The 24,370-nt window shown below is 33.6% G+C and carries 18 protein-coding genes; 5 read left to right on the top strand and 13 right to left on the bottom strand.

All coding sequences use genetic code 11. From position 1 onward, the window contains the following. Positions 1-6 precede the first annotated feature (6 nt). From CLO1100_RS04280 to CLO1100_RS04260, 5 genes are all read right to left on the bottom strand, one after another. On the bottom strand, positions 7-258 hold the full coding sequence (locus CLO1100_RS04280) for a phosphopantetheine-binding protein (protein ID WP_014312521.1): 252 nt from the start codon (positions 256-258) through the stop codon (positions 7-9). A gap of 18 nt (positions 259-276) precedes the next feature. Then, the gene (locus CLO1100_RS04275; protein ID WP_014312520.1) at positions 277-1,314 is read right to left on the bottom strand and encodes an HAD-IIIC family phosphatase; all 1,038 of its coding nucleotides are present in this window, start codon (positions 1,312-1,314) and stop codon (positions 277-279) included. A 51-nt stretch (positions 1,315-1,365) separates the two neighbouring features. Then, positions 1,366-4,479 carry a cyclic peptide export ABC transporter gene (locus CLO1100_RS04270; RefSeq protein WP_014312519.1) on the bottom strand — a complete coding sequence of 1,038 codons (3,114 nt, stop codon included), beginning with the start codon at positions 4,477-4,479 and terminating at the stop codon, positions 1,366-1,368. Between the two features lie 32 nt (positions 4,480-4,511). Beyond that, the gene (locus tag CLO1100_RS04265) at positions 4,512-9,023 is read right to left on the bottom strand and encodes a non-ribosomal peptide synthetase (protein ID WP_014312518.1); all 4,512 of its coding nucleotides are present in this window, start codon (positions 9,021-9,023) and stop codon (positions 4,512-4,514) included. Positions 9,024-9,093: 70 nt separating this feature from the next. After that, on the bottom strand, positions 9,094-9,873 hold the full coding sequence (locus CLO1100_RS04260) for a hypothetical protein (protein ID WP_242836677.1): 780 nt from the start codon (positions 9,871-9,873) through the stop codon (positions 9,094-9,096). 1,133 nt (positions 9,874-11,006) lie between these two features. Between CLO1100_RS04260 and CLO1100_RS04255 the strand changes: the two genes are divergently transcribed. Beyond that, a complete protein-coding gene (locus tag CLO1100_RS04255; protein WP_242836675.1) occupies positions 11,007-11,594 on the top strand; it encodes a hypothetical protein in 588 nt (195 codons plus the stop codon). A gap of 80 nt (positions 11,595-11,674) precedes the next feature. Here CLO1100_RS04255 and CLO1100_RS04250 read toward each other — a convergent pair whose 3' ends face one another. The 3 genes from CLO1100_RS04250 to CLO1100_RS04235 form a co-directional block, all read right to left on the bottom strand. Next, a complete protein-coding gene (locus tag CLO1100_RS04250) occupies positions 11,675-11,878 on the bottom strand; it encodes a hypothetical protein (protein ID WP_014312515.1) in 204 nt (67 codons plus the stop codon). Between the two features lie 328 nt (positions 11,879-12,206). Continuing rightward, positions 12,207-12,440 (bottom strand): hypothetical protein, encoded by a 234-nt coding sequence (locus CLO1100_RS04240; protein WP_014312513.1) that lies wholly within the window; start codon positions 12,438-12,440, stop codon positions 12,207-12,209. Positions 12,441-12,478: 38 nt separating this feature from the next. After that, positions 12,479-14,047 carry an S-layer homology domain-containing protein gene (locus CLO1100_RS04235; RefSeq protein WP_014312512.1) on the bottom strand — a complete coding sequence of 523 codons (1,569 nt, stop codon included), beginning with the start codon at positions 14,045-14,047 and terminating at the stop codon, positions 12,479-12,481. Between the two features lie 370 nt (positions 14,048-14,417). On the opposite strand from CLO1100_RS04235, the gene CLO1100_RS04230 reads away from it, so the two are divergent. After that, entirely contained in the window at positions 14,418-15,662 is a 1,245-nt protein-coding gene (locus CLO1100_RS04230) for an OFA family MFS transporter (protein ID WP_014312511.1), read from the top strand. A 117-nt stretch (positions 15,663-15,779) separates the two neighbouring features. Here the strand turns inward: CLO1100_RS04230 and CLO1100_RS19940 are convergent, their stop codons facing one another. The 4 genes from CLO1100_RS19940 to CLO1100_RS04210 form a co-directional block, all read right to left on the bottom strand. Beyond that, positions 15,780-17,960 carry an EamA family transporter gene (locus CLO1100_RS19940; RefSeq protein ID WP_050814135.1) on the bottom strand — a complete coding sequence of 727 codons (2,181 nt, stop codon included), beginning with the start codon at positions 17,958-17,960 and terminating at the stop codon, positions 15,780-15,782. Positions 17,961-18,036: 76 nt separating this feature from the next. After that, complete coding sequence (locus CLO1100_RS04220; RefSeq protein WP_014312509.1) at positions 18,037-18,714, bottom strand: YggS family pyridoxal phosphate-dependent enzyme; 678 nt, start codon at positions 18,712-18,714, stop codon at positions 18,037-18,039. 56 nt (positions 18,715-18,770) lie between these two features. Further along, the gene (locus CLO1100_RS04215; RefSeq protein WP_014312508.1) at positions 18,771-19,334 is read right to left on the bottom strand and encodes a phosphoribosyltransferase family protein; all 564 of its coding nucleotides are present in this window, start codon (positions 19,332-19,334) and stop codon (positions 18,771-18,773) included. 13 nt (positions 19,335-19,347) lie between these two features. Then, entirely contained in the window at positions 19,348-20,328 is a 981-nt protein-coding gene (locus CLO1100_RS04210; RefSeq protein WP_014312507.1) for a cysteine synthase family protein, read from the bottom strand. Positions 20,329-20,570: 242 nt separating this feature from the next. Between CLO1100_RS04210 and CLO1100_RS04205 the strand changes: the two genes are divergently transcribed. Then, a complete protein-coding gene (locus tag CLO1100_RS04205) occupies positions 20,571-20,753 on the top strand; it encodes a hypothetical protein (protein WP_242836673.1) in 183 nt (60 codons plus the stop codon). A gap of 148 nt (positions 20,754-20,901) precedes the next feature. On the opposite strand, the gene CLO1100_RS04200 is transcribed toward CLO1100_RS04205, so the two are convergent. Next, a complete protein-coding gene (locus CLO1100_RS04200) occupies positions 20,902-22,206 on the bottom strand; it encodes a phenylacetate--CoA ligase (RefSeq protein WP_014312506.1) in 1,305 nt (434 codons plus the stop codon). 371 nt (positions 22,207-22,577) lie between these two features. Between CLO1100_RS04200 and CLO1100_RS04195 the strand changes: the two genes are divergently transcribed. Both CLO1100_RS04195 and CLO1100_RS04190 read left to right on the top strand, forming a co-directional pair. Then, positions 22,578-24,038 carry a condensation domain-containing protein gene (locus CLO1100_RS04195; RefSeq protein WP_014312505.1) on the top strand — a complete coding sequence of 487 codons (1,461 nt, stop codon included), beginning with the start codon at positions 22,578-22,580 and terminating at the stop codon, positions 24,036-24,038. Between the two features lie 105 nt (positions 24,039-24,143). Then, a complete protein-coding gene (locus tag CLO1100_RS04190) occupies positions 24,144-24,362 on the top strand; it encodes a phosphopantetheine-containing protein (RefSeq protein WP_014312504.1) in 219 nt (72 codons plus the stop codon). The last annotated feature ends 8 nt before the right edge of the window (positions 24,363-24,370 follow it).

Raw genomic sequence — 24,370 nt, 5'->3', positions numbered from 1 at the left:
TATAATTCAATTATTTTTTATTTTCCGGTCAATAAAACCTACAATGTTTGATACCGAATTAAAATTTGATAATTCCATTTCTTCATTTTCAACTTTTATGTTGAACTCATTTTCGATAAATGTAAGAAGCTTCATAGCAAAAAGGGAATTTACAAAGCCCAATTTAAATATGTCGTCTTCATCGGTAAAAGCTGCATCCTCATTAAAGGTTATAAGGTTTTCATTAATAAAATTTCTGATTATCTTAACACTATCCATAAACTTTTCCTCTCTTCGTTACATAATACTTACTTCAACAAAAGGCGGATACTCTTGTATCATTGAAAGATCATTCTGCATAAGAATTACTCCATCAGTATCAGCAATATGTACTTCCTTAAAATTAGCAAACTTGTATGTGATATACATTTGGCGGTTTCTATCCGTCATTTTAAAGTCCCCATAGAGTTTCCCGCCTTTATCCTTTGCTTGTCTCATAATAAAACTCAGCAATACAGTTCCTATACCTCTAGACATAACTCTGCAAGACATTAAGAGCATCTTCAAATGCCAATACTCCTTAATTTCCACTAAAGCCAGTCCAATCTTTCCGTAAGAACCATATTTATCAACCAGCTCACAGATAAACAATTTGTAATTAGCACTTTTACGGTATTCGTCAAGTTCGCTGTAACTGTAGGTTATCCCTGTGGCATTTAACTGATTGGTTCTTACTGTCAACTCTTCAGCTCTTTGCAGATCACTTTCCTCCGCCTCTGTAATTGTAACCCTCATATTCAGAGACATAAGAAATTTCTCCGTGGGTCCGTTATAGCTATCTTCATCTTTTTTTCTTTCAATATCTTCAAGGTACATTAACCGTCTTCTTTTTGAATCTTCTGTGTTAAATCTTTGCCTTAATCTCGGATATTCCAGCAGGTTCATGTATTCACAGGAATTAATACACGTTACTTGCGGAAGTTCATATTTAACCTCATCTAGTTCAAACTGCTGGTCATCAATAAAAAGAATTGTGTCCTGCCCGATATTCAGATTTTTTATAATCCTATCTATCGATTTGGACTTTGCATCCCAAGTTATTTCCGGGTATAGAAAATACTCCCTGATACCTGCTTTCTCAAGCTTTTTCACAGCATCTTCATAGTTATTCTTGCTCGCTATTGAATTAAGCACTCCTCTTGAATCAAGCTCTTTTATAATGTCACATATACCAGGCTTTAAAATAACATCTTTATCTTCAAGAAGTATTCCATCCCAAAGTGTATTATCCAAATCCCAGACAACACACTTTATTTCTTTAACAAACTCCCCCATTTCATCACCCCCTATTTATTTGTTATATGTTTATTTTTTCAATTGACTTGTTTATTGCCCAATCTTACCCATTTCCATTTTTATTATTTTATCTGCTTTATTAAAATACCTATCATCATGGGTCACAGCAATAACACATTTCCCTCTGGCTTTTAAATCTGACAGCAAGTATTCATAAAAGTACTTTCTGAATTCAGGATCCTGATCTGCAGCCCACTCATCAAATATGTATATTTCTCTGTCTTCCAGATAACTAACCAGCAGTGCCAATCTCTTTCTTTGCCCACTTGACAATTTAGTCGTACTAAACACTCCATTGTCTATACTCAACTTATCATCAATATGCAATATTTTTAACAATTCCAGCATTCTTTCTGATTTATCCTTATAGTCAATGCCGTATAATTTGTCAAAGAGAAAGTAATCACTAAAAACCGTTGAATAATTCTGACTCAAATCTTCAAACTCGGTCACATTATTATTTACAAGTGCTTCCCCGCTGTCAGGCTTGTAAAGCCCCGTCACAAGTTTTGCAAGAGTTGACTTCCCGCTACCGTTACCTCCTGTAATAAATGTAACCTCGCCTGATTTGAAAGAACAATTGATTGGTCCTACTTTAAAAAGCTCACCGTGGCTGTTTTTATAGCTGTATTCAACGTTTTTCAGTTCTAACTCAAATTTATTACTCAGCAGTTTGTTATCAGATTCAGTTTTATTTGTTTTTTTATCTTCACATTCCAACTCTTTCTTTAAATCATTCAATCTTTTATAGCTGATTCTAACGCCTATAATTTGTGGTATTGAATTTAGAGCCCCATTTACCGGCCCGGTCATATATAAAAATACAAATATGTAGTTTCTTAAAGAACTGGTTTGTATATCTTTAAAAAGAACAGGAAAAGCAAAGGCCACAACTCCGATTACTAATGTGAAAAGAAGTTCTCCTATAACAAATGCATTAGCAAAACCCAAATCTCCCCTGATACGCTTATCCTTGTATTCTTTACAACTCTCCTTCATATCATCTCTAAATTCAATCTGTCTTTTATTATGCAATTTAAGCTCTTTGAAACCATTTACCAGACTATTGATAAATTTAAAAAAGATGTTCTGAATATCCCTTGTCTCTTCCCACAGCTTGTTGGCGTGTCTGCCTACGACAAAATATAAACCTGCCGCTATGAATATAACAAAAATTGAAACAAGTAAACCGTAAATATTTATTATTCCTAAATAAATAAAACAGCAAAAAAGTGTTACAAGGCTGGTTATAGCCGAAATAAGTACGTTTGCAAAATTGCTTAATGTTTCTGAATCATTATTAAGCCCTGCATGAATCTTTCCATTTTCCAATTGTTCTATTTTTTCATAAGACGCTCTTAAAATTCCATCAATCAGATTCATCCGAGTATTATATACTAATTCATTTGTAAGCTTTAAAAGTCTGACCCTTACTAAACGTTGACCGTATACATATAAAGCAATTCCCAATACAAAAAACAGTAATAATCCGGTTTGAAAACCATTAGTTCTGTTTAATGCCTCATTTATAATAAAAATAACTATTGCATTTCCAAACCCGCTTACAATACTTAAAACAGCAATTACAAACCAGGATTTATCCTTTTTTTTTATAAATAATGATGTCAGTAAAAAATAAATACAAAATATTGTTACACATGCTATCAGTAATGAAATTCCAACCATAAGACTCTGTGGTGCCCAGACTTTAATAAAACTCCATGGAAGTCCCTCATAGAGTGCATCAGGAATTTTGTACATACAGTATCCCAGACCAGATATGAAAATTGATAGGAAAAGGGTGCTAAGGAGAACCCTTTTCACTTTGCCGACATATATTCTTTTTCTTTTTATAATCTGAATTATCAGAATCAATATCAAAAAAATAGTTACGAGTGCTACCGGTAAAGCTATCAGTGTAATGGTTGTTGAAGCATTATCAATTGCAAGATACTGGTCTGATAAATAATTGACCGGCTTTTCCCCTCGAATTATATTATCGATGCCATAGGCAGTTACTTCTGTAAATGAGGAGTTTAAATTAGCAAGAATACCTACACCGACCTGTTCCTGAGGCCTGAATAAGAAAAATGATGAGTAATTGGGATTACTTCCTCCATGTGATATCACACCTCCACCGCTCTGGAACACGGACCACCCATAAGCATAAGAAGATCCGTCACTGTTTGGTGCTACCGTTCTGTCAGGTATATGAGATATATCAATAAGGCTTTTATCAAAGGTTCCCGGTTCTATGGTATTCATTTGAATTTTAAGCCACTTTGCAATATCCACTGCATTTGAAATGTAATACCCTGCCGGAGTATTTCCTCTGTACATAGGTGCAATATATTTTACAGGCCTTAAAAATTTAACCTTATAACCCGAAGACATATTCTCTTGGGGAACTTCATTTCTAAAAAGGTAAGTATTATTAAGACCTAGCGGCTGTAAAACATTACTTTTCACATATTGTTCATAGCTTTCACCTGACACATTTTTGATAACAAGTCCAAGGATATCGTAGTTTATAGTTGAATAAAGAAATTTCTCGCCAGGATAAAAATCCAATTTTATACCGACTTGTGTCCTAACGGTCTTCTCCAATGCATCATCCGCTTCTGAAACAGGAATATCACCTATTGATTTGAATGGGATTCCGCTTGTATGATGCAATAACTGGCTTAAAGTAATATTTACATAACTATCAATTTTTTTACCTCGATAGTTACCTGAATACTTCATTTTTAACCATGGAATATATTTATTTACCGGATCATTTAAATTAATCAGGCCCTCTTTTTCCAATTTAAGTATTCCAAGTGCGGTATATGCTTTACTTGTAGACCCAAGTTCAAATAGAGTATCCTGTGTTACGGATTTTTTTGTCCTAATATCTGAATACCCAAAGCCTTTACTGTAAACAGTTTTATCTCCCTCAACTATTACAATTGATGCACCTGGAATCTTTCCGTCCTTCATATTTTTTCTTACCCATGATTCAATTTGACTTATTTTGTCTTGAGACAGGCTATTTGGGTTGGAATCCTGAGCTGTTAAGCTGCCTGTTTCACCAATTACTGAATTTGAGAATGAAAAAATAGAAATAAGTAATACTACAAATACAATAAATGATTTTTTCATTATTAAACCTCACACGTGTTATTCAACTTTTATTAACTAAACAGTTTATCCAGCTCATCCTGAGATATATCTACCGTATCAAAATCGGAAGGCGTAAAGATTACTGATTCTTTGTCACAGCAGTAGTTAATTATGGTTTCCAAATCTCCCATATAATTTTTTAAAAATTTCTCCATGGTGTTTTCAGAAAACTTATTTTTACTATATGTCAAAAGGACATTCAATTTCCCATCTACTACGAAACAATTCATTTCGATGCTAGAGGATAGTTTATTCTCTTTATCAAAATCATTCCCCAGTTGGTCCTTTAACAATTCAAAATGATTATTCCTATCTCCTGAATTAAAATCTCCCAGGAAGTTGAACCTTACACTTCCTTTAAAACTTTCATTTAAATCCTTTGAAATGTACTTTAGTATACCGAATCCAATCCCCTTGTTAGGAATCATCCGTATTTCTTCTTTTATCTTTTTTATCTGATCTGATAAATTATCTTCTGACATATGTATGTAAAAAGGATATAAACTTGTAAACCACCCGGTTGTCCTAGAAATATCGGTACCTTTAAAAATATCCTCTCTGCCATGTCCTTCCAGCTCAATGATTATGTCTTGAATTCCGGTAAACTCTTTTATTGTTCTTAATAGAGATAAAATCATCAAATCTTTTGGCTCAGTATTGTATGCAATATTAGTTTTTGTAAGCAGGCTCTCAGTCAACCACTGATTCAACTGCAATTGTATGCAAGCACTACTTTCAACGGTTTCTTCTCCCAGATTAAATTCTTCAGGAAAAGCAAAATTCTTAGTTAATATCTGTTTCCAATAATTCTTTTCTTTTTCTACTTCATTATTCGAATAGGCTGTCAACGCCTTGGCCCATCCCTGATATGAATTTGTTTTTGACCCCAATATAATTCTCTGCCCATTACTTATTTGCTTCGCCATTGTATTAATGTCTTCCAATATTATTCTCCACGAAACACCGTCAACTCCTAAATGGTGGGCAGCTATAAGCATTCTTTTTACATCTTCACCTAAATTAAAAACACATGCCTTAATCAAAATACCATTTTCAATATTGAAGCTTGATTTTAAATCCTCTGCTATCAGTGTCATTTTATTAACTTGCTTCGCTGCTGATAAACCACTCAAGTCGTACTCCTTGATATAATAAAATTCTTCCAAAAGTTTATTGTTATAGTACAGCTCGCCAGACACCGAATTAAAGTTAATTCTAAAGGAGTCATGCTGCCTTATAAGTTCATTAAAAATTATTTCAAGTAGGTTAATCTCAATGTCCTGCCTTATATCTAAAAGTACACTTTGATTATAGTAATCCGGATTGGAAAAATTCTGTTCAAGAAACCAAGCTACAATAGGAGTTAATTGAATTGTTCCTTCACAAGTACCATTGTTATCAGGTAATTCTTTGTTTTCCTCAATATATGTCACCATTTCTTCAATTATCGGGTGTGACAGTATGTCCTTGACCTTTATAATCAAGCCGTTACTATTTAGTTTTGAAGCAACCTGTATTGCTTTGATTGAATCTCCCCCGAGATAGATAAAATTCTGTCTGAGACTTACTGCCTCAAGATTCAAAACTTCGCATATAGCATTTACAAGCTTTTTTTCTTTTTCATTTCGGTATGAAATGAACCCTTCATTCTTAATTGTCTCAAATTCCGGTTCAGGCAACATCTTCATATCAACCTTGCCATTTATGGTCAAAGGAATTTTTTCAAGCTCTATAAAAAACACCGGAATCATATAATCGGGTATGTGTTTTTGTAGATAACGTTTTAATTCATCAACGGCAACATTGCCTTTACTGACAAAATATGCACAAAGATATTTATCGTTATTCTTAATCTTCAAATCTATAACAATTGCGTCCTTAACAGCTTTATGGCTTAATATATGTTTTTCAATCTCACCCAGTTCAACACGATACCCGCGTATTTTAACCTGATGATCAGTTCTTCCTACGTACTCGATTTTGCCATTACTTAAGAACCGTGCCAAATCACCAGTTTTATACATTATTTTTTTACTGATAAAAGGGTTAGCAATAAATCTTTCTTCTGTCAGATCCGGTCTGTTTAAGTAGCCCCTTGCTACTCCGTCACCGGATATGTACATTTCCCCCACTGTGTTTGTGCTTACAGAGTTAAGGTTCTTATCCAGAATATAAACCTGTACATTATCAGCAGGAATTCCTATTGGGACTGATATTCTGTTATCTCTTTCGTAATCATACTGATGGATCATGCAACCTACTACTGTTTCTGTTGGGCCATATTCATTAAATATCTCAATATTCCCGTTAAAACTGTTATGAATATCTTTGGCGAGGCTCACCTTTAAATCTTCCCCACCTACAATGAATCTTTTTATAGAAGAATTTTTATTATCCATGTCCTTTATCAGGGAAAGCTGAGCTGGAGTAAGCTTAATAACCGTTGACTTATTATCTTTCAATATCCTGTAAAGTACATATATATCTTCACTTTTTTCATCATATACTATAATTTCACATCCGCAGATTAAAGGAGTAAAAATTGATGTAACAGTTAAATCAAACGCTAAAGAAGAGTATAAAGGAAACACCTCATTATCGTTTTTTACATACATCTTTTTTGCCCACCAGATGTAATTTGTTAGGCCCCGATGCTCTATCATAGTGCCTTTTGGTTTCCCGGTAGAACCTGAGGTGTAAATAACATAGGCCAGATTACTTGGATTACTGGCACACTCCAGATTTGAAGAATCGCCACAATATAGGTTCAGATTATTTAGATTGATAATCTCTCCCTTAAAGCTGATACTTTTAGATAATTCTACATTTATAAGCAATGTTCCGGCATTTGAATTTTCAAGCATATAGCATATTCTATCCTCCGGATAACCGGAGTCTATTGGCAAATATGCACCACCCGCTTTTAAAACCCCAATTATTCCAATAATAGTCTCTATGGAATGAGTAGTTAGTAACCCAACAATATCTTCTTTCTGAATGCCTTTTTGAGTTAGATATCGGGCAAGTTGGTTGGCTTTTTCGTTTAATTGTCTATAAGTAAGTACACTACTATTGAATCGTACGGCTACCTTATCTGGAGTCCTTACTACTTGTTCTTCAAACAATTGATAAATTGTTCTTTCTCTGGGGTATTCTGTCTCAGTAGCGTTAAAATCATATAACAGACGTTTTATCTCAGTATTAGTCATTATACTTAAATTTCTTACTTTTTCAGTTGAGTCTTTTATCATTTGGTTTGCTAAGCTCAAAAGCCGGACGTATGTATCTTCAATTTGTTCATCAGTATAATCATTAACCTTATAGTCAAAATCCAGTATTAAGCTTCCAGAGTCACACCAGTCTTTAACAATTATTTGTAATGAATATATCTGGCTACCATTATAAAATTCAACATTTTCAATAGGGAAGCCATTAAGCTCCGAGTTCAGTCTGGTATTATAATAGTTGACACATGTATTAAATAAGCCTTCATATTCTTTTTTCTTAAGTTCTAAGTCATTTACCAGAAGATCGTAAGGATATTTCTGATTAAAGTAGCACTCCATCATCTGTTCATTGACTTTTCCCATACAATCAATTGCCTTTAAATTATCATCTATGACAAACCTAAATGGCATTGTACTTGTAAACATGCCAAATATGTTTTTTTCCTTTTTACCTGACCTGTTAAGCACAGGAGTTCCTATAATAATATCCTCGTAAAGAGTAGTTTTATAAAGATATATTAGATATAGGGTTACAAAAAATGTATTCAATGAAACTCTGTTATCTGCTGCAAACTGCTTTATTGCAGATGATAGCTCCGCCCCAAGGGTAAATGATTTTCTTTTTCCATCAATTACATCTGAACTTTTACTTAAAAATATATCGTGAAAATCTTTAAATTTATCATTCCAGAAATGCTTGTTTTTTAAAAATCTGTCTGAGGAAAGATACTTTTTTTCATTGTCTATATATTCTATATATGAAAAACCTGAATTATCTTGGACTTCTTCTCCGTTTAATAGTTTCATGTATGAATCACATATATGCTCGGTCATTATGTTAATTGACCAACCGTCAGAAACAAGATGATGAAATTTCACAAAATAACCGTTATCATTATCCGATATTCTAAATAATGCAAAATAAAAAAGCCTTTCGTTTTCTATAACAAACGGCTTTCCTGCTTGTTTTCGAACCCACTTATTGAATTCTTCCTCAGGATTTTTATATATTGAGAAATCAACAAAGTCAAATTTAAGTTTTTTATGACAACTCACATACTGCCTTACTTCTCCACTTTCTTCAACAAACCTTAGTCTTGCTCCATCATTATTCTTAATAAATATGTTTATTGACTCTTCAAGTAAGTTGAAATCGATATTGCCTTTTATTCTTACCGGGCCACCGATATTATGCAAAGATGTTCCGGGATATATCTTTTCCGTATACCAAATCCTCTTTTGGGGATGAGTTAATGGGTATAAAATGCTATCACTACTATAATCAACATTACTCATAACTAAAAAATCCTCTCATACATTAGTAATCTGAAAAGGCTCTATACATTTTCGGGTATAAGCCCTAATTTCAATTAGTGTATCTAAGGAACGCATCCCACATTTCAATTTCTTTTAAAAATAGATCTTTACATTTTTTATTTAGGTTATGAATCAGTACTTCTCTATTATTTGAATAATAGATTTTTACTAATTTAGTCTTAACCTGATTCCATCCATCCTGTAACTCAATACAGTATTTCTCAAGTTCATTCTTGAATTGTAAATTGCCTATTTCAGCTTCTAATTCATTGATCAGCAATTGGTTTGCAATATGCCTGTTTATGATTTGAAAAATTTGCGTAGAAATAAGGTCACACATATGGCCTTCGGTGAAATCTTTTTCACTTAGAATCCAAAAGTCTATAGATATGATATTAGTAATCTCTTCTATTATCCTTTTGGCATTAGATTTAACTTCAGAAACTGATAGCTCATATTTGTCTATAGCATTACATAATTTGTATACAATTGCATGTGGTTCAAGAGGAGAACTTTCAATTGCCTTCATCATTCTGTCCTGAGGAACTTCGAACTCTCCAAATCCATAAAAGTTCTCATCAAAAACGTAAAAGACTCCTTTTTCATCATTGAACCCATTAATATATGCATAATGTTCCCAGTGATACTTATTCCAGCAAACACTATTGGGAATCCAATAAAATAAATCTACTCCAACCATAACAACGTCATTATTTTTTATATAATTCTTGATTAACTCTATATAATTTTCATCATGTTTAAAATTCAGAGAAGTTTGTTGAGGAAAGAACTTATTCCTAAAAACGTCCCCATTATTAACTGTGTTCACCACAAACACCTCATTATACCAGGTATTATTGGGTGTATATTCTTGTTCAATAACATAAGAATAATCGTTTAGTAAAGCAGCTACTCTATAGCTCTTATCCATAGAAGTCAATATTGAAAAAAGTGTATTAAACTGACAGTCCATCCAAAACAAATTAAATGGTTTAAAATTTAAACGTATATCCATATATTTTCCTTTCAAGCCTTCTATGATTATTCTATTAATATTTTTTCTTATATTAAAACATAGCTTCGCCCAATCACACCTAATTCAGTGCTACAAGGCGAAGCTAATTATTTCATCATCATAAGTTAACGCGACTGTGCGACGATTAGCATATTTCAGAATTTGTTATGTCTGTTTTTCAAGTATTCTTGTCAATATTCGCTAAATAATACTTTAAATGTACTTATTTAGCAATCTATGTAATATATATTAAACCATCACTTTTTTATTGTCAATGCTACCCAAGTGTGCTTTTTTATGCTATTTTATGTACTTATATATTATTTTGTCGCTTTTTGTAATATATTATTATTTTTTGTCATTTACATAATGTAAATACCCTTAAAATTATAGTAAACTCTTATAATCCTATTATTTATAGATTAGAATTAATTTTGTTAACTATTGACATTACATTAACGTTTTCCTACAATTACACTAAAGGATTTCAGAAATACCTTCTCATGAGAACTTTAAAATTTTGTTATGAAAGGCACAATGCTATGAGTGTTGTTCAATTACCAATAGCTGAATCACCTATAATAGGTCTACATTATTTAGCATACCCTCTCAATATTCTTTTAAATTATGAAGATTGTATGCCTTGGTTTTACAGTAATTATATACAACTTGTACTAAGCAAAGATTTCAATATTCCCATGACTTTTTACCCCAATTCGTTTTCTACAAACCCTTTGCTGGGATGCCACGTAATTGTTAAGGAAATTATCCAAAACAATCACATAAACATCCATAATTTTATAATGGATCGTATAAATAATAATGATTATTTCTACTCAACGTTTGATGAATTCTATGTTCCTAACAGATTTTTCTTCAATAAAGCTCATTTTAATCACGATTTTATGATTTATGGCTATGACTCCCGCAAAATGGAGTACTACTTAATGGGTTTTGATGAAAATCGGAACTATGTTTCTTCTAAAATAAGCTTTTTACAATTTGAAAAAGCCTTTTTTTCAGAAAGCGCCAAAACAGGATTTATTCATCTTCTCTCAAAGCGGGATAACGTTAAATATGATTTTGATTTGAGACTGGTGTATGAAATGCTTGATGACTATTATAACAGCAGAAACAGTTCCGAAAGAGTGAGAATGAATGGATGTTTATTAGAGAACAGGGTTTTTGGCTTAGATGTTTATAAATATTTTAAAGAATATTTTAAGTTACTGATGTGTGAAAATTTTGATTCTGATATACGCTTTTTGCACATCCTGTATGAACACAAGAAATGTATGCTTATGAGATTGGAATACATGTACAAAAATAATTATATAAGCGACAACTCATACATATATGATGGCTATAAATACATTGAACAAGAAATGTTTAAAATGAGAAACCAACATCTTAAATACATTATAGGAGGTAAAAAAAGTTGTCTGTCTCAATTGGTAGATTGCCTTTCCGAAATTGAGCAGAAAGAGACTGAGTTAACAGAAAGACTCCTGAATGTAATTTACCATAAATTGTAATGTTGTTAAGCAGTAAACAAAAAGACTTCCTTTTTAAGGGAAGCCTTTTGTATTTACAGCGCCACTGTTATGGACACTTATTATTTCCTTTGTTTTTTCAATTTTTCTTTAGCTAACTGCCCCAAAACAACAGGTATGGTAATGATAAATAAGTATACTACATAGTCCAACCAATCAATCTCTGTATATATTCTTCTACGAATAAACATGTTATAAACTACGAAAAACAATGTAAATATAACTAGATTAATTAATAATTTTTTAATAATATCTTTTATAACCATTTATTTATACTCCGGGTATTAGACACTTTATTGTTTAAATCACTTGGCTAATACCAAATTACTTTTAACTGGATATAATTCCAAACAGAACACATCCCAGAGGGAACAGTAAAATTATTATCCCTAAAATTATTGATATTATATTATATGAAGAATTTATTGCACTATATTTAACTTTTGTCTGCTTTAAGTATATTTTATTCATTGCTACGCCTGTACTGCCCATAATTATTAAGCATATTCCTATGAAAAAGAAGAAAATAATTATAATTCCAATTATAGCTGCAATAAACGGCATAAAAATAAGGAAACCCATTAAACCACACCTTTACAAACTTATTATAATCAATACTCCTGCAATCAAATAACACAAAGTTATTAAAATGCCCGTCGACATATGTATAACCGAAAGCAGCGCATAAACGAATCTTATTTTTTTGTCTGATGTTTCAAAGTTTTTTCCTGTCTTAAGACCTTTATATCCTCGAATTATTGCAAATACAGCTAAAAACAAAACCATTGCAAGAACTAAGTAAAAAAGTATGCTCCCTAATTGTGCCATATTTTCCCCCATTATATAATTCTACTAAATAAGCGGAATCATTCTTCCCATTCATTATCACTTATTTTACAGTTTTCAAAGGTAACTGAATATTTATCATCACAAAAATAATCACATCTGTTATTTGTGATTTCAGTATCTTTAACTATAATTTTGCTTGTACTGCCTCCGTCATATTCCTGCGTTTTAAAGAAATATGCACTGGCATCCCATGTACCATCTCTAGGTTGTGAATTATTCATTATCTTGCACTTATCTATTAATAGCTCTGTATTCCCCCACACTTCAAAGAAGCTCCATTCAAAATTGTTATTGTCAGTGAATTCACACTTTTCAAACGTAACTTCCTTTGAATTAAAAGCATCTACAATATTGCTATATGCCTCATGATTTAATAGCTTGCACCCAATAAAATTAATTTTTTCTGATTTTTGTAATTCAATTGCCCTTAGTGAGCAATGGTCAATTATCGTGTCTACACAATTTAAGCGTTTTGTACTATAAGCCGAAATACCTACACTTCCACAGCCATAAAGTTCTGAGTTATTTATTTCAATATCACTACAATTCAAAAAAGACAACACTCCTGCATTACAGGTATATTCGCTGGGTGTATGCCCCACCTTTAAGTTCTTCAAATTAATATTTTTACAGTTATTAAAATAAATAATTTCAGCATATCTGGGATTTACTTTTATTTCAGCTGTTTGATTATTTATACCTTCAATTGTCAAATTATGTATGCCACTAAGGTTTAATTCTTTACCATCATCAACCTGTCTCCAGGTAACTGTTTTATCCTTACTGTCAAGTTGCTTAATTGAAGACAAATTATATATACCGGGTTTTAACAAAATTCTCTTGTTAGACCCTATTTGCTTAATCAATTCGTCCGCCGTACTAACAGTAACTTCTATCTGCTGTATTTTTTTAGTAGTAGGCGTTTCTTTTTCCTGCTTATCCAATACAGCCTTCTTTTGTGCTTTAAAGCTGTCTTTATCTAACTTATAATCTAGAAGATTTACTATTATAGCAGCTACTTCACTTCTTTTGAGCAAACTAAAGGGATAGAAATATCTTTCATTATCCTTAACCGAGCCAAGCATAAGGTATTCTTCAAAGGCTCTCGTAGAATATCCTATATCTGTGGTTATGTCACAAAAAGGATTTTCATTTAAAGTTTCGGCTGATAAATCCAGTGACCTGCACAGCATCTCTGTAGCTTCCTGTCTTGTAATAGCCTCGTCCGGGTGAAATATTACTCCCTCGTCTATTATATTTGCTGAAACCGCTGCTGCAATCCATTTCTTTGCCCAATGTTTTGTTATATCCATAAATGTATCTCCATCAGATGGTGATAAACCTATAGCCTTACACAGGAATGTTACCATTTCTGAACGTGTTACTATATTCTCAGGCCCAAACCTATTATTTCCGACTCCTGATGTTATCCCCGAATCTACAAGCCGGTTAACTGACGAATAATACCAATCAGTAGACTTTACATCTTTAAAACCTGCTGCAGACACATATTGAGTATTTATGACCGATAAAATGAGTGCTGCAGCTATTAATAATACCGCAAACTTTTTCATAAATTTCTTCATTAAGACCTCCCACAAATTATTATGAATTTTGAAAATCAACGCACAAATTGAATTTCAATACTAATTTTACCATAATATGCTTGCTTGTCTATTATATATGAAAGCTGACTTCTTGTTATAAATTTTAGTTGGAATGTAATAAAACCCATGTAAAGGTTGATGATTGGACTTAAAAGGATGGCTTTATCCACCAGTAGGAGATTAATCCAGTGATATATTTACCTAACAATTATTTACTTAAAATGACTTTCTTCTTTAAAAAGCAGCAAGATTCATTGTATTTTTAAGGAAAAGTGAGCAGAAATTGAGTAGCATATTTATTTACGATAACATATAATGTTTAACAATTATTATATAAGGGAGGTTTGAAATGAAAAATTACAAACCTGTATATTCAATTATCGCTTCAATTGCGATTCAACTCTGCCTCGGTGTTGCATATCTCTGGAGCCTTTTTCAGACAGGTATCGCAAAAAGCATCTTTGATGGTGACAACGCAGCTGCAAGCCTTACATTCTCGCTACTTCTTGCTACCCTCACATTCGGAAGCATTTTAGGCGGAAAGCTTGCTGCAAAATACTCAATCCGCACTGTAGTCATCATCGGTGGAGTAATTCTATCTCTCGGATTTTTCTTTGCTTCATTTGTCACCGCTTCTGTACCGTGGCTGCTTTGGCTGACTTACGGAGTCATGGGTGGCGTCGGTATGGGATTCACTTATTCGACGACTATATCTTCTGCACAAAAGTGGTTTCCTCACAAAAAAGGGCTTGTCACTGGGGTTATCGTTTCTGCGCTCGGCTTCGGTGGAGTTGTATTTACGCCGATTATAGAAGCTCTCATCAAACAATTCGGTGGGCAGCAGGTGGGCGAACAGAAAACCTTTATGGTTCTCAGCGGACTTTTTCTTGTCATTTGTACAATTGGTGGACTTATGATCAAAAACCCACCCGATGACTTCGAAAATAAGAAACAAGAGCCGAGTGGAGCGGCAGTACACGAATCCCCAGCACCTATAGGTGCTGATCTTTCACCAAAGCAAGTCCTTGCAACGCCTTCTTACTATTTTGTTACACTTGCAATGGCTCTCGCCTGCATGGGTGGCCTTATGATGATTGGATTTGCCAAACCTATTGCAGTTGCTAAAGGACTTGAGTCAACTGCGGTAGTGGGAGTTCTGATAATATCTATATGCAACTCGTTTGGTCGACTCCTGTGGGGTATAATTTCGGATAAGATAGGACGCAAGTCTACTCTTATTATCCTTCTTGCAGGCTCGGGAGTTATGTCCTTATTTGTCAATGCCGCAAACGGTTACTGGATTTATGTCGTTATCGCCTTTATAGGCTTTTTCTATGGCGGTTTCTTAAGTAATTTCCCAGCTCTTACCGCTGATTTGTTCGGAGCTCGTCACATGGCAACAAATTATGGTATGGTGTTGCTGGGATTTGGTATTGGAGCGGTCGTATCCTCATATGTGGCCGGATATTATAAAAATATTGCCGCTACTGATATATCCTTGATGTTTCCGGCATTTATAATCGCGGCTATCTGCGCAGGCGTGGGAATATTGCTTATTTTACTCTTGAAAGTAAAAAAAGTAAGTGTTCACTGAGGTGACAATACCCTTCTAAAATCGGCATTACTGAAATACTAATTTTTACAAAAGCATTGTTATAGGCAAAAAAGTCTTATTTACCGTTCCTCGGTAAATAAGACTTTTTTATAATACTTAAGCTGATAAAACTTCATAAAGACCATTTTTTTCGTAATATCTGATTTTATAATAATCTTGCATAATAACATCCATACTTTCATGAACCAAATATATTGTTCCCGGCTGAGAAAAGACATCTTTAGTCTTATCGATTTTTTCACCTACAGCTACACTTAAATTTATAAGAAAAAAAGAAGGTAAACTCTTAATAAACTCAATATGCGGCAATGACTGTAAAGTACCCTCCACATGAGATATAAGCGCAACATTAATAGTGTTATTTTTAATCAAATAAGGACATTTTAGATATTTTTTAAATTCTTCGGTATCACCATATGCCAATGCCGTTAATTTTATTTGTCCCAACCCGGTAGTTTCGCTTGAGACATCCGGACGTAAGATACCATCTGTTCTAGAACCAATTTCAACTAATTTGGGAATTTTATCTTCTGTTAGCATAACTTCTGCATGACAAGGACCATATTTTACTCCTAATACATTCAAAACGCCAGTAATGTAATTGGACATAATTGAATATATTTCAGAATCAGATGACTGTAACTCATCAATATCATATAATATACCATTATCTTCCGTCTTCACTTTTTTGTATTTAACAATCTCTGAAATAACATGCTCCCCATTTGAACTAACAGTGTTTACAACATATTCCGTTCCATCTAAAAACTCCTGAACTAAAACTGCTTCATTTTTTATACCCATTTTGTTTAAATTATTAATAATCTTTTCAAATGCTTTGTCGACCATATCAAAATCATAGCAAAACCAGATATTATCTGAACCGGCACTTTCTAAAGGTTTCAATACAACCGGCCATACATTATGTTCATTAATCCATTCTTTAATCTTGTTCAAATCAGAGGATTTTAGCTGTTTTGGAGCTGAAATCCCATTTCTGTGTAACATGTCAATCATCATAAACTTATTTCTTCTATGTTTACTTAGCCTGTAATCATTACACATCGCCAAGTTTAATTTGTTATTAATCATATCGGATGTCAAAACTCCTGATTCACAACCGGCCAAAATAAATTCGGGATTTAATTGTTTAATTTGTTCTATTTTTTTGTCAAGATCATTATCAATAATTATGTTGTCAAAAAAATCTTCTTCTATAAAACTTGATTTAAAAAATGCTGGTGTATTTTTAACGCTTTGTATATGAAACACTTTATAACCTAGTTTTCTAAATTCAGCAGCTAAATATCTTCCTGATGAATATGCGTCAACAATAGCACAATTTCTAGAAGGCACTGTCTTCAACTCCGTTCTTTTTGGTTTAATAAATAATTCAAGCAAAATAAACCCAATTGTTATAATAATACAAACCAATGTGGGAAACGAAAATCCTAAACGTTGATCAAATAATTGAAGAATAAAAGTAAAAATCGGTAGAAACAGAAGCATGATAGATGTCTTAAAAGGTTCTACCCGTTGAACCCCCAATTGATAGATATACAAAGGAATAATATTACCGATAAAAGCAATCAACAAAACAGCCGGTACCAGAGAAACAGAAAATTGCAATTGATTTATTTTTGTTAAAATAATAAATAGTGAAATGATTAACATGATATAACTTCTTGATGCTAAAATACGTGACGGATGCCACTTCTCATCCATTAGCTTTTTAGTAACGAGAGTAGTAGCAGCCATCCCTATTCCACACATTATTACACAAATAGACCCAAAAATAAAATTAAAACTTGATACTTCACCTATTCCACTAATTCCTCCATAAGTAAAATAAAGCAGCACCGAAATGACAATTATAATACATGTAGCAATAGTCTTCTCTAATTTTGTTATCCTGTTCCCCGAACCTAAAAAAGGGTTTAAAACAATAGTTATTACCGGACCTACCGCTGCTGAAACAATTCCAACAACAGCCGGCTCTAAATATTTGAGAGAATAAAACAACCCAATCCAAGATGCCGCTGCTGCTATATTTAACATTAAAATAAGTTTCCAACTATTGATTGTTTCTTTTATTAATGGTATTTCAGTTCTTTTATGAGTAATTGCAAAAAAAGTAGTTAAAATAAGGAAGTTACAAAACAAAAGTAAAATCGGATCAATGTTTTGACTGATATTACCCACATAAACATCGAGAAAAGCACTTAAAATGCAGAAAAGTAAAATGTAAAATACTCCGGTAAAGTGTTTATTATTCATTACAAAAACCCCACTAATATAGTAATTACTCACAAATATAATTCCGTACTTTGAATCAATTTACCAAAAAGCTAATTTAGGTATAATTCCTTTTACCAAAAAGTAAGCTTCCTACACGAACTTGTGTAGCTCCTGAAAGGATAGCCTCCTGATAATCGTTACTCATACCCATACTAATTTCCTCTAACCCATTTTTTTGGGCTAAATTATATAAATCCAAAAAATATTTTACTGAATCTTCTCCAGCGGGCGGTATACACATTAAGCCTTTTATATCTAAGGCATAGTCATTACGGCATTTGTTTAAGAACATTTCCAGATCCTCAGGGGCTATACCTGATTTTTGTATTTCCTTACCAATATTTACTTGGATAAATATTGTTGGATTTTTTCCTGTTTTTCTTAGTTCGTCTGCTATTTTTTCAGCAAGTTTTTCGCGATCTAAAGTCTCTATGATATCAAATAACTGAATAGCATCCTTAACTTTATTTGTTTGTAATGGCCCGATTAAATGCAATACTGCCTGTGGATATATTTTTTTCAAATCTATCCATTTACTTTTTGCTTCTTGGACTCTGCTCTCTCCAAAATGACAATGACCATTCTCTAATAATGGTATAATCTTATTAACTTCCTGAAATTTAGAAACTGCCAGTAAATTAATGTTTTTAGCATCTCTTTTTGCCTTTTCCGCAGTTTTCTGAATATTTTGTACAATTAGTTTATATTGATTTAGAATTAATTCCTGATCCAAGTTATCACTCCCAGATGTAAAAGTATGATAAATTTTTATAGTAAGGGACGTTATTTTTAAGTAATCACTTTAACTCCGTTTTGATTCACAAGAATCTTATGTATTGTCTTTACCTCAATCCCTGTACTTTTTAGAACTCGTTCCCTTCCTCCATATCCTTCTTTTTCAATAACACAAACTACATCCACAACTTCAGCGCCGGATTCTCTAATAGCATTTACTAAAGATACTATCGTACCTCCGGTACTAAGCGTATCATCAATAATTATTACTTTGTCTTTTTTATTTACCCCATTTAAAAATAATTTTCCGTTATAATATTCAGAATCAATATTCACAGCGATTTGAGAATCTTCTTCCAAGGAATAATTATACCAACGAGCTATTGCCATCGGTAATCCGGATATTAATGATACAACAGTTGCGAGCGGTGTACCCTTATCTTCTTCAGTCACTATTTTATCGGCATTAAAATCACAAACCTGAGAAATTTTAAGTGCTGCTTCCCATAATACCCGAGGCCTCAAGGCAGGTATTTGATCTGTAAATTCATTTACAGTAGTAAAATGTTTTCCTGAAGAAACAACTTTGGCATTTTCATATATTTCTTTTAGTAGCATAGTCTTATCTCCTTTATAAATTTAAATTTTGATATTCAGGATAGACCCCATCCCAACGGCTAAAATACTTCCAAGCAGAGTCAAACAATACTGTTACTATATTTTTATTATCATATTCCTTTGCATATTTTAAGCTCATAAGAATATTAGCACCAGAAGTAGGGCCTACTTGTAAATTCTCATCTTGAATTACTTTTTTCATCATTGTCCAAGAATCTTCACCAGATACTGTCTCAATGATATCAACTAAATTTTCATCAGTATTCGAAGAAAGCACTCCGGCTCCCAAGCCCATCATGTTATGATGTTTATGTATAAATTCTTTATTATGTCGCTTGGAGAAAAGTGGGGCTGATTTGTCAACTTCAATCCCAACAGTAATAATATCCGGATAGTTAATTTTTAATTGTTTGGCTATACCTGAGAATGTTCCTCCCGTTCCAATAGCACAAATAAAATAATCAACTTTTTGTCCTAAAGAACCAAAGAATTTATTTATCTCTTTACCACAATTATCCCACGCCTCACGATTAAGCGGGTTAGATGCTTGATCGAGAAAATAACAATTTTCGTGTTTTCTCGCATATTCTTCAGCAGCTTCAACCGAACCGTTTAAAAACTTTTCTCTGGGGGTTTCAATAATTTCAGCACCAAAACTTTTAATCTGACTAATACGTTCTTCTGTCATTCCCTCAGGCATAAATACAATAATCTTATAACCCTTTAATTTACCGCATCGAGCTAAAGCACCGCCTCCATTGCCTGTGGAGCAATCAACCAATGTCATACCCGGGGATATTTCTCCTCTTTTTTCAAGTTGTTCTATAATATAGTTAAAGGTTCTATCTTTATGACTTCCGGATGGATTTAGATATTCGCATTTTGCATAAATATTACTACTAGAGTTTTTTAAGAGATTAGATATTTTAACCATTTGAGTATTTCCGACTTCATTTGAAAAATTAATTTCAGAAATTTTTTCCTTTAAGCTCATTTTGCCCTCCTTTTTGCTATAAATCACGAAAGCTGTAATTTATTGTATATTATACTATAAATGTAATAAAATTCAAACAACTATTTTATACACTTAATATAGTGAGAAATTAATTGAATTTAATCGCAGAGGATTAAGGGATAAAATCTTGCATACTGCTGCTATCCCATTAAATTATTTTTTCATTATTATTCATTTAAGGAGGGTTACTATAGGAAATTGCAACACAATGGATGATTGACTTGGTAAATGATAACGCCCACCGTTACGATCAAAGATATAGGTGGGGAGAGTATGGTGATTATGATTGTTCTTCTGCCATCATTACTGCCTGGCAGACAGCCGGTGTACCGGTAAAAAGCAATGGTGCGACTTATATCAGCAATATGAAGAATGTTTTTCTTAACACCGTTTTTCTGATGTAATTCATTGGTAGTGCTATCATTTAAAAGTGCCAATGGCCTACCTGCAAATGGAATGTGTGACAGCTCAACATTTCTTGTAAATATTTTCTTTTTCCATCACTAAATAAGAAAAGCCTATACATAGGCTCCTCTCCCCTTTTTTGAATATTTACTGAATTTTCCGCTTATCTATCACCCTATTTGCCTTACCTTCGCTTCTTTCTATTGTCTTAGGCTCTACCAGCCTGACATTTGCATTGATTCCCAATGTACTTTCTACTTCTTTTTTTATTTTCTTTTCAAGGTCCTCAACTTTCTTAATTTCATGCGAAAACATATTCTGTGACATTTCAACACATATCTCAAGTATATCCAGATTATCAACCCTATCCACTATCAATATATAATATGGTGCCGTTTCGCCTACCTCTAAAAGTACGTGCTCTATCTGCGACGGGAACACATTTACACCCCTTATTATAAGCATGTCGTCGCTTCTTCCTGTAACCTTGCTCATTCTGACAAGTGTTCTCCCACACTGGCATTTTTCATAATTCAATGAGGATATATCATGTGTCCTGTATCTGACCAATGGGAGTCCTTCTTTTGTAATGGTTGTGAAAACAAGCTCTCCATTTGTTCCCGGTGGAAGAATTTCCTCTGTATCCGGATTTATAATTTCGGGTATGAAATGGTCTTCCTGTACATGTAAACCGCACTTACAGGGGCAGTCAATCGACACGCCAGGCCCTATTATTTCACTAAGCCCATATATGTCCATTGCCGTGATTCCCAAGTTCGCCTCTATTTTCTTTCTCATGTTACTTGACCAGGGCTCCGCTCCGAAAATACCGGCCTTGAGTCTTAATTCACTGCGGTCTATTCCCATTTCCTCCATTTCTTCTGCCAGATAAAGTGCATATGATGGAGTACATGCCAGAATAGTAGTTCCGAAGTCCTTCATTATTTGTAACTGGCGTTTAGTATTGCCTCCTGAGGCAGGTATAACCGAGGCACCTATTTTCTCAACACCGTAATGGATTCCAAGCCCTCCGGTAAACAAACCGTAACCATATGCTACTTGAACTATAGATTCCTTATTGGCGCCTGCACTATACAGTGACCTCGCAACCACCTCAGCCCAGGTATCCAAATCCCCCCGTGTATAACCCACAACCGTCTGCTTCCCTGTTGTTCCGGAGGATGCATGTATTCTTACAATCTCACTCATCGGTACGGCAAACATCCCGTACGGATAAGTATCCCTTAAATCCTGCTTTTTTGTAAACGGCAGTTTTTTCAAGTCCTCTAATGATTTTATGTCTCCGGGTTCAATACCGGCTTTTTGCATTTTGCTGCGGTAAAAGGGTACATTGTGGTAAACCTTCTTAACCGTGTCTATAAGTCTTTTTGTTTGAACTTCGGTCATTTTATCCCGTGACATGCACTCGTATGTTGAGTTCCAGTATTGCATTCTTTTACCTCCAAAATTATTTCGACAAGCCCACTACATCTACTGAAATAGCTTTTAAGATTTATATATTAACCGTTCCACAAATCAGCCGTCAGTTACTTTATGACTTTATTTTTTAATAGGTATATCGATATTAATATTCTTAATTTTAATATATTTACATAACCAGCTAAATGTACCAACTTGTTTAAAATAAATAATAACTGTTTATTTTTGGTAATTAACGTACCCATATAATGTAACAGTTGTATAAAGCAATACATAATATAACATTGCGGGATTATATTAAACAAATTACTGAGTTATGTAAATATCGTTGAACTAAGGTAATATTGCATTTAAAAATCCGATTTATATGGAGAGAGTAAAATATGAAATTTAAATTGAAGCCTGGTAACAATAAAATTAACATGTCCAAATTGCCTCCAACGGCAGGAAGTTATCTTAGAAAACTTAATAAGGCATTAGCCAAATACTCCGGTATTAATAGAAAAAACTGCAGAAATAAAGTAGACAGTTCGGAAATTATACCGGTCAACGCATATGATATATGTAATTATGTTGCAAAGTATAGAGCAGCAAATTTCCAAATCCAGGCTATTATGAAACTAGATGGAAGATTAGACTTTGACAAGCTTGTAAGAGCAGTAAGATTATCGGTTGATGCAGAACCAGTCCTGGGATGTGGATTTATTAAGAAATGTTCACCCTATTGGAAACGTTTTGATGATATTGATAATATAAATTTTTGCTCCATGGTTGAGACAGATAATACGGACGAAGCTGTTCAACACTTCCTGGAAAGTCCTCTGTATATGGATAATTCCCCCATGTTTATGGTAAAACTCATACGTTCCGGGACACATGATACTTTGGGTGTGAAAATCAACCATGTATGCAGCGATGGTGCTGGTGCAAAAGAATATATACAACTTCTTTCGGATATTTATTCACGTATTGATGATGGAGATATGGGATATACTCCAAACCCGAGTGTACGCAACAGGGAGGATCATGAGAACCTATTATATGCACTTGGCAAGGAAAGTCTGGATACATCTTGGAAGCTCAAGGAGCAAGTAGCACTACCTACATGGAGGTTTCACTGGAAGAATAGACGAATGGGTGCTACTCGTTTTGTGGTATGCAAACTCCCTTACGGACATTTGGATATACTAAAAAATTATGCTAAAACCAGAAATGCAACAATAAATGATTTGATTTTAACCGCAATTTTTAGGGCTATGTTTCAAATTTCCAAACCCCCATACGGTGTACCAATGGATATACCTATTACTATTGATTTACGAAAGTACCTCCCGGATCATAAAGCTCAAGCAATAAGAAATCTCTCAGGCGGAGTTGTAATAAAAATAGGCAGGAAACCACATGAACCCTTTGAAGGAACCTTATCAAGAATAATGTCCTTGACGAAATACTTTAAAAACAAACATCCAAGCGTAGAAAGCACTAGAATGGCAGACTATATTGAAAAGATGAGTTTCCGTCAAATTTGCTCATACTTCAAGTCTTTATCTCAAGTTAATGAATTAGAGTCACTAAGTCCTTTTTCTATTGTCGATGTATGCTCTCCTGTATTATCGAATATGGGCTTAATATCAAAGTCTTTAATTAGATTCGGTAAGAATGTTGTAACTGACGCATATATCATCCCACCCGTTGTACGTGCTCCTGGAATACTCCTTGTAGCCAGTTCATATAACGGTATAATTACGTTGGCAGTAGGTTATTACAAACCTTCGGTACGGAAGACTGCTATGGAAAGGCTTCTTAATAAAATCAAAGATGAACTGGTGGAAGGGTGCAAGTAGTACCGTAAGAATAGGCGTTTAAAAAACATTTCACACATCGCCTTGAAGCTGCATATCTTATTACGGTAAACATTACTTTGCATCTAGCGGAAAGGATAATTTGTTATGACTCATAAAGAAAAGCTTAATCTTCTGGAAGAATTGCTGCTACTGGAGAAAGATACTCTGGATGAAGCTACAGAACTGGATAGTATCAGTGAATGGGATTCCATGGCTGTAATATCGACAATCGCTATGTTTGATAGCGTTTATAACATGGACATCAAATCAGATGAAATAAAGAAATTTAAAACCGTAAAAGATATTATTGATAAAATGGAGTGAGGTGCGGT

This window comes from Clostridium sp. BNL1100, assembly GCF_000244875.1.
GTDB lineage: Bacteria > Bacillota > Clostridia > Acetivibrionales > DSM-1351 > Ruminiclostridium.
This window is presented reverse-complemented; position numbering and strand designations above follow the sequence as displayed.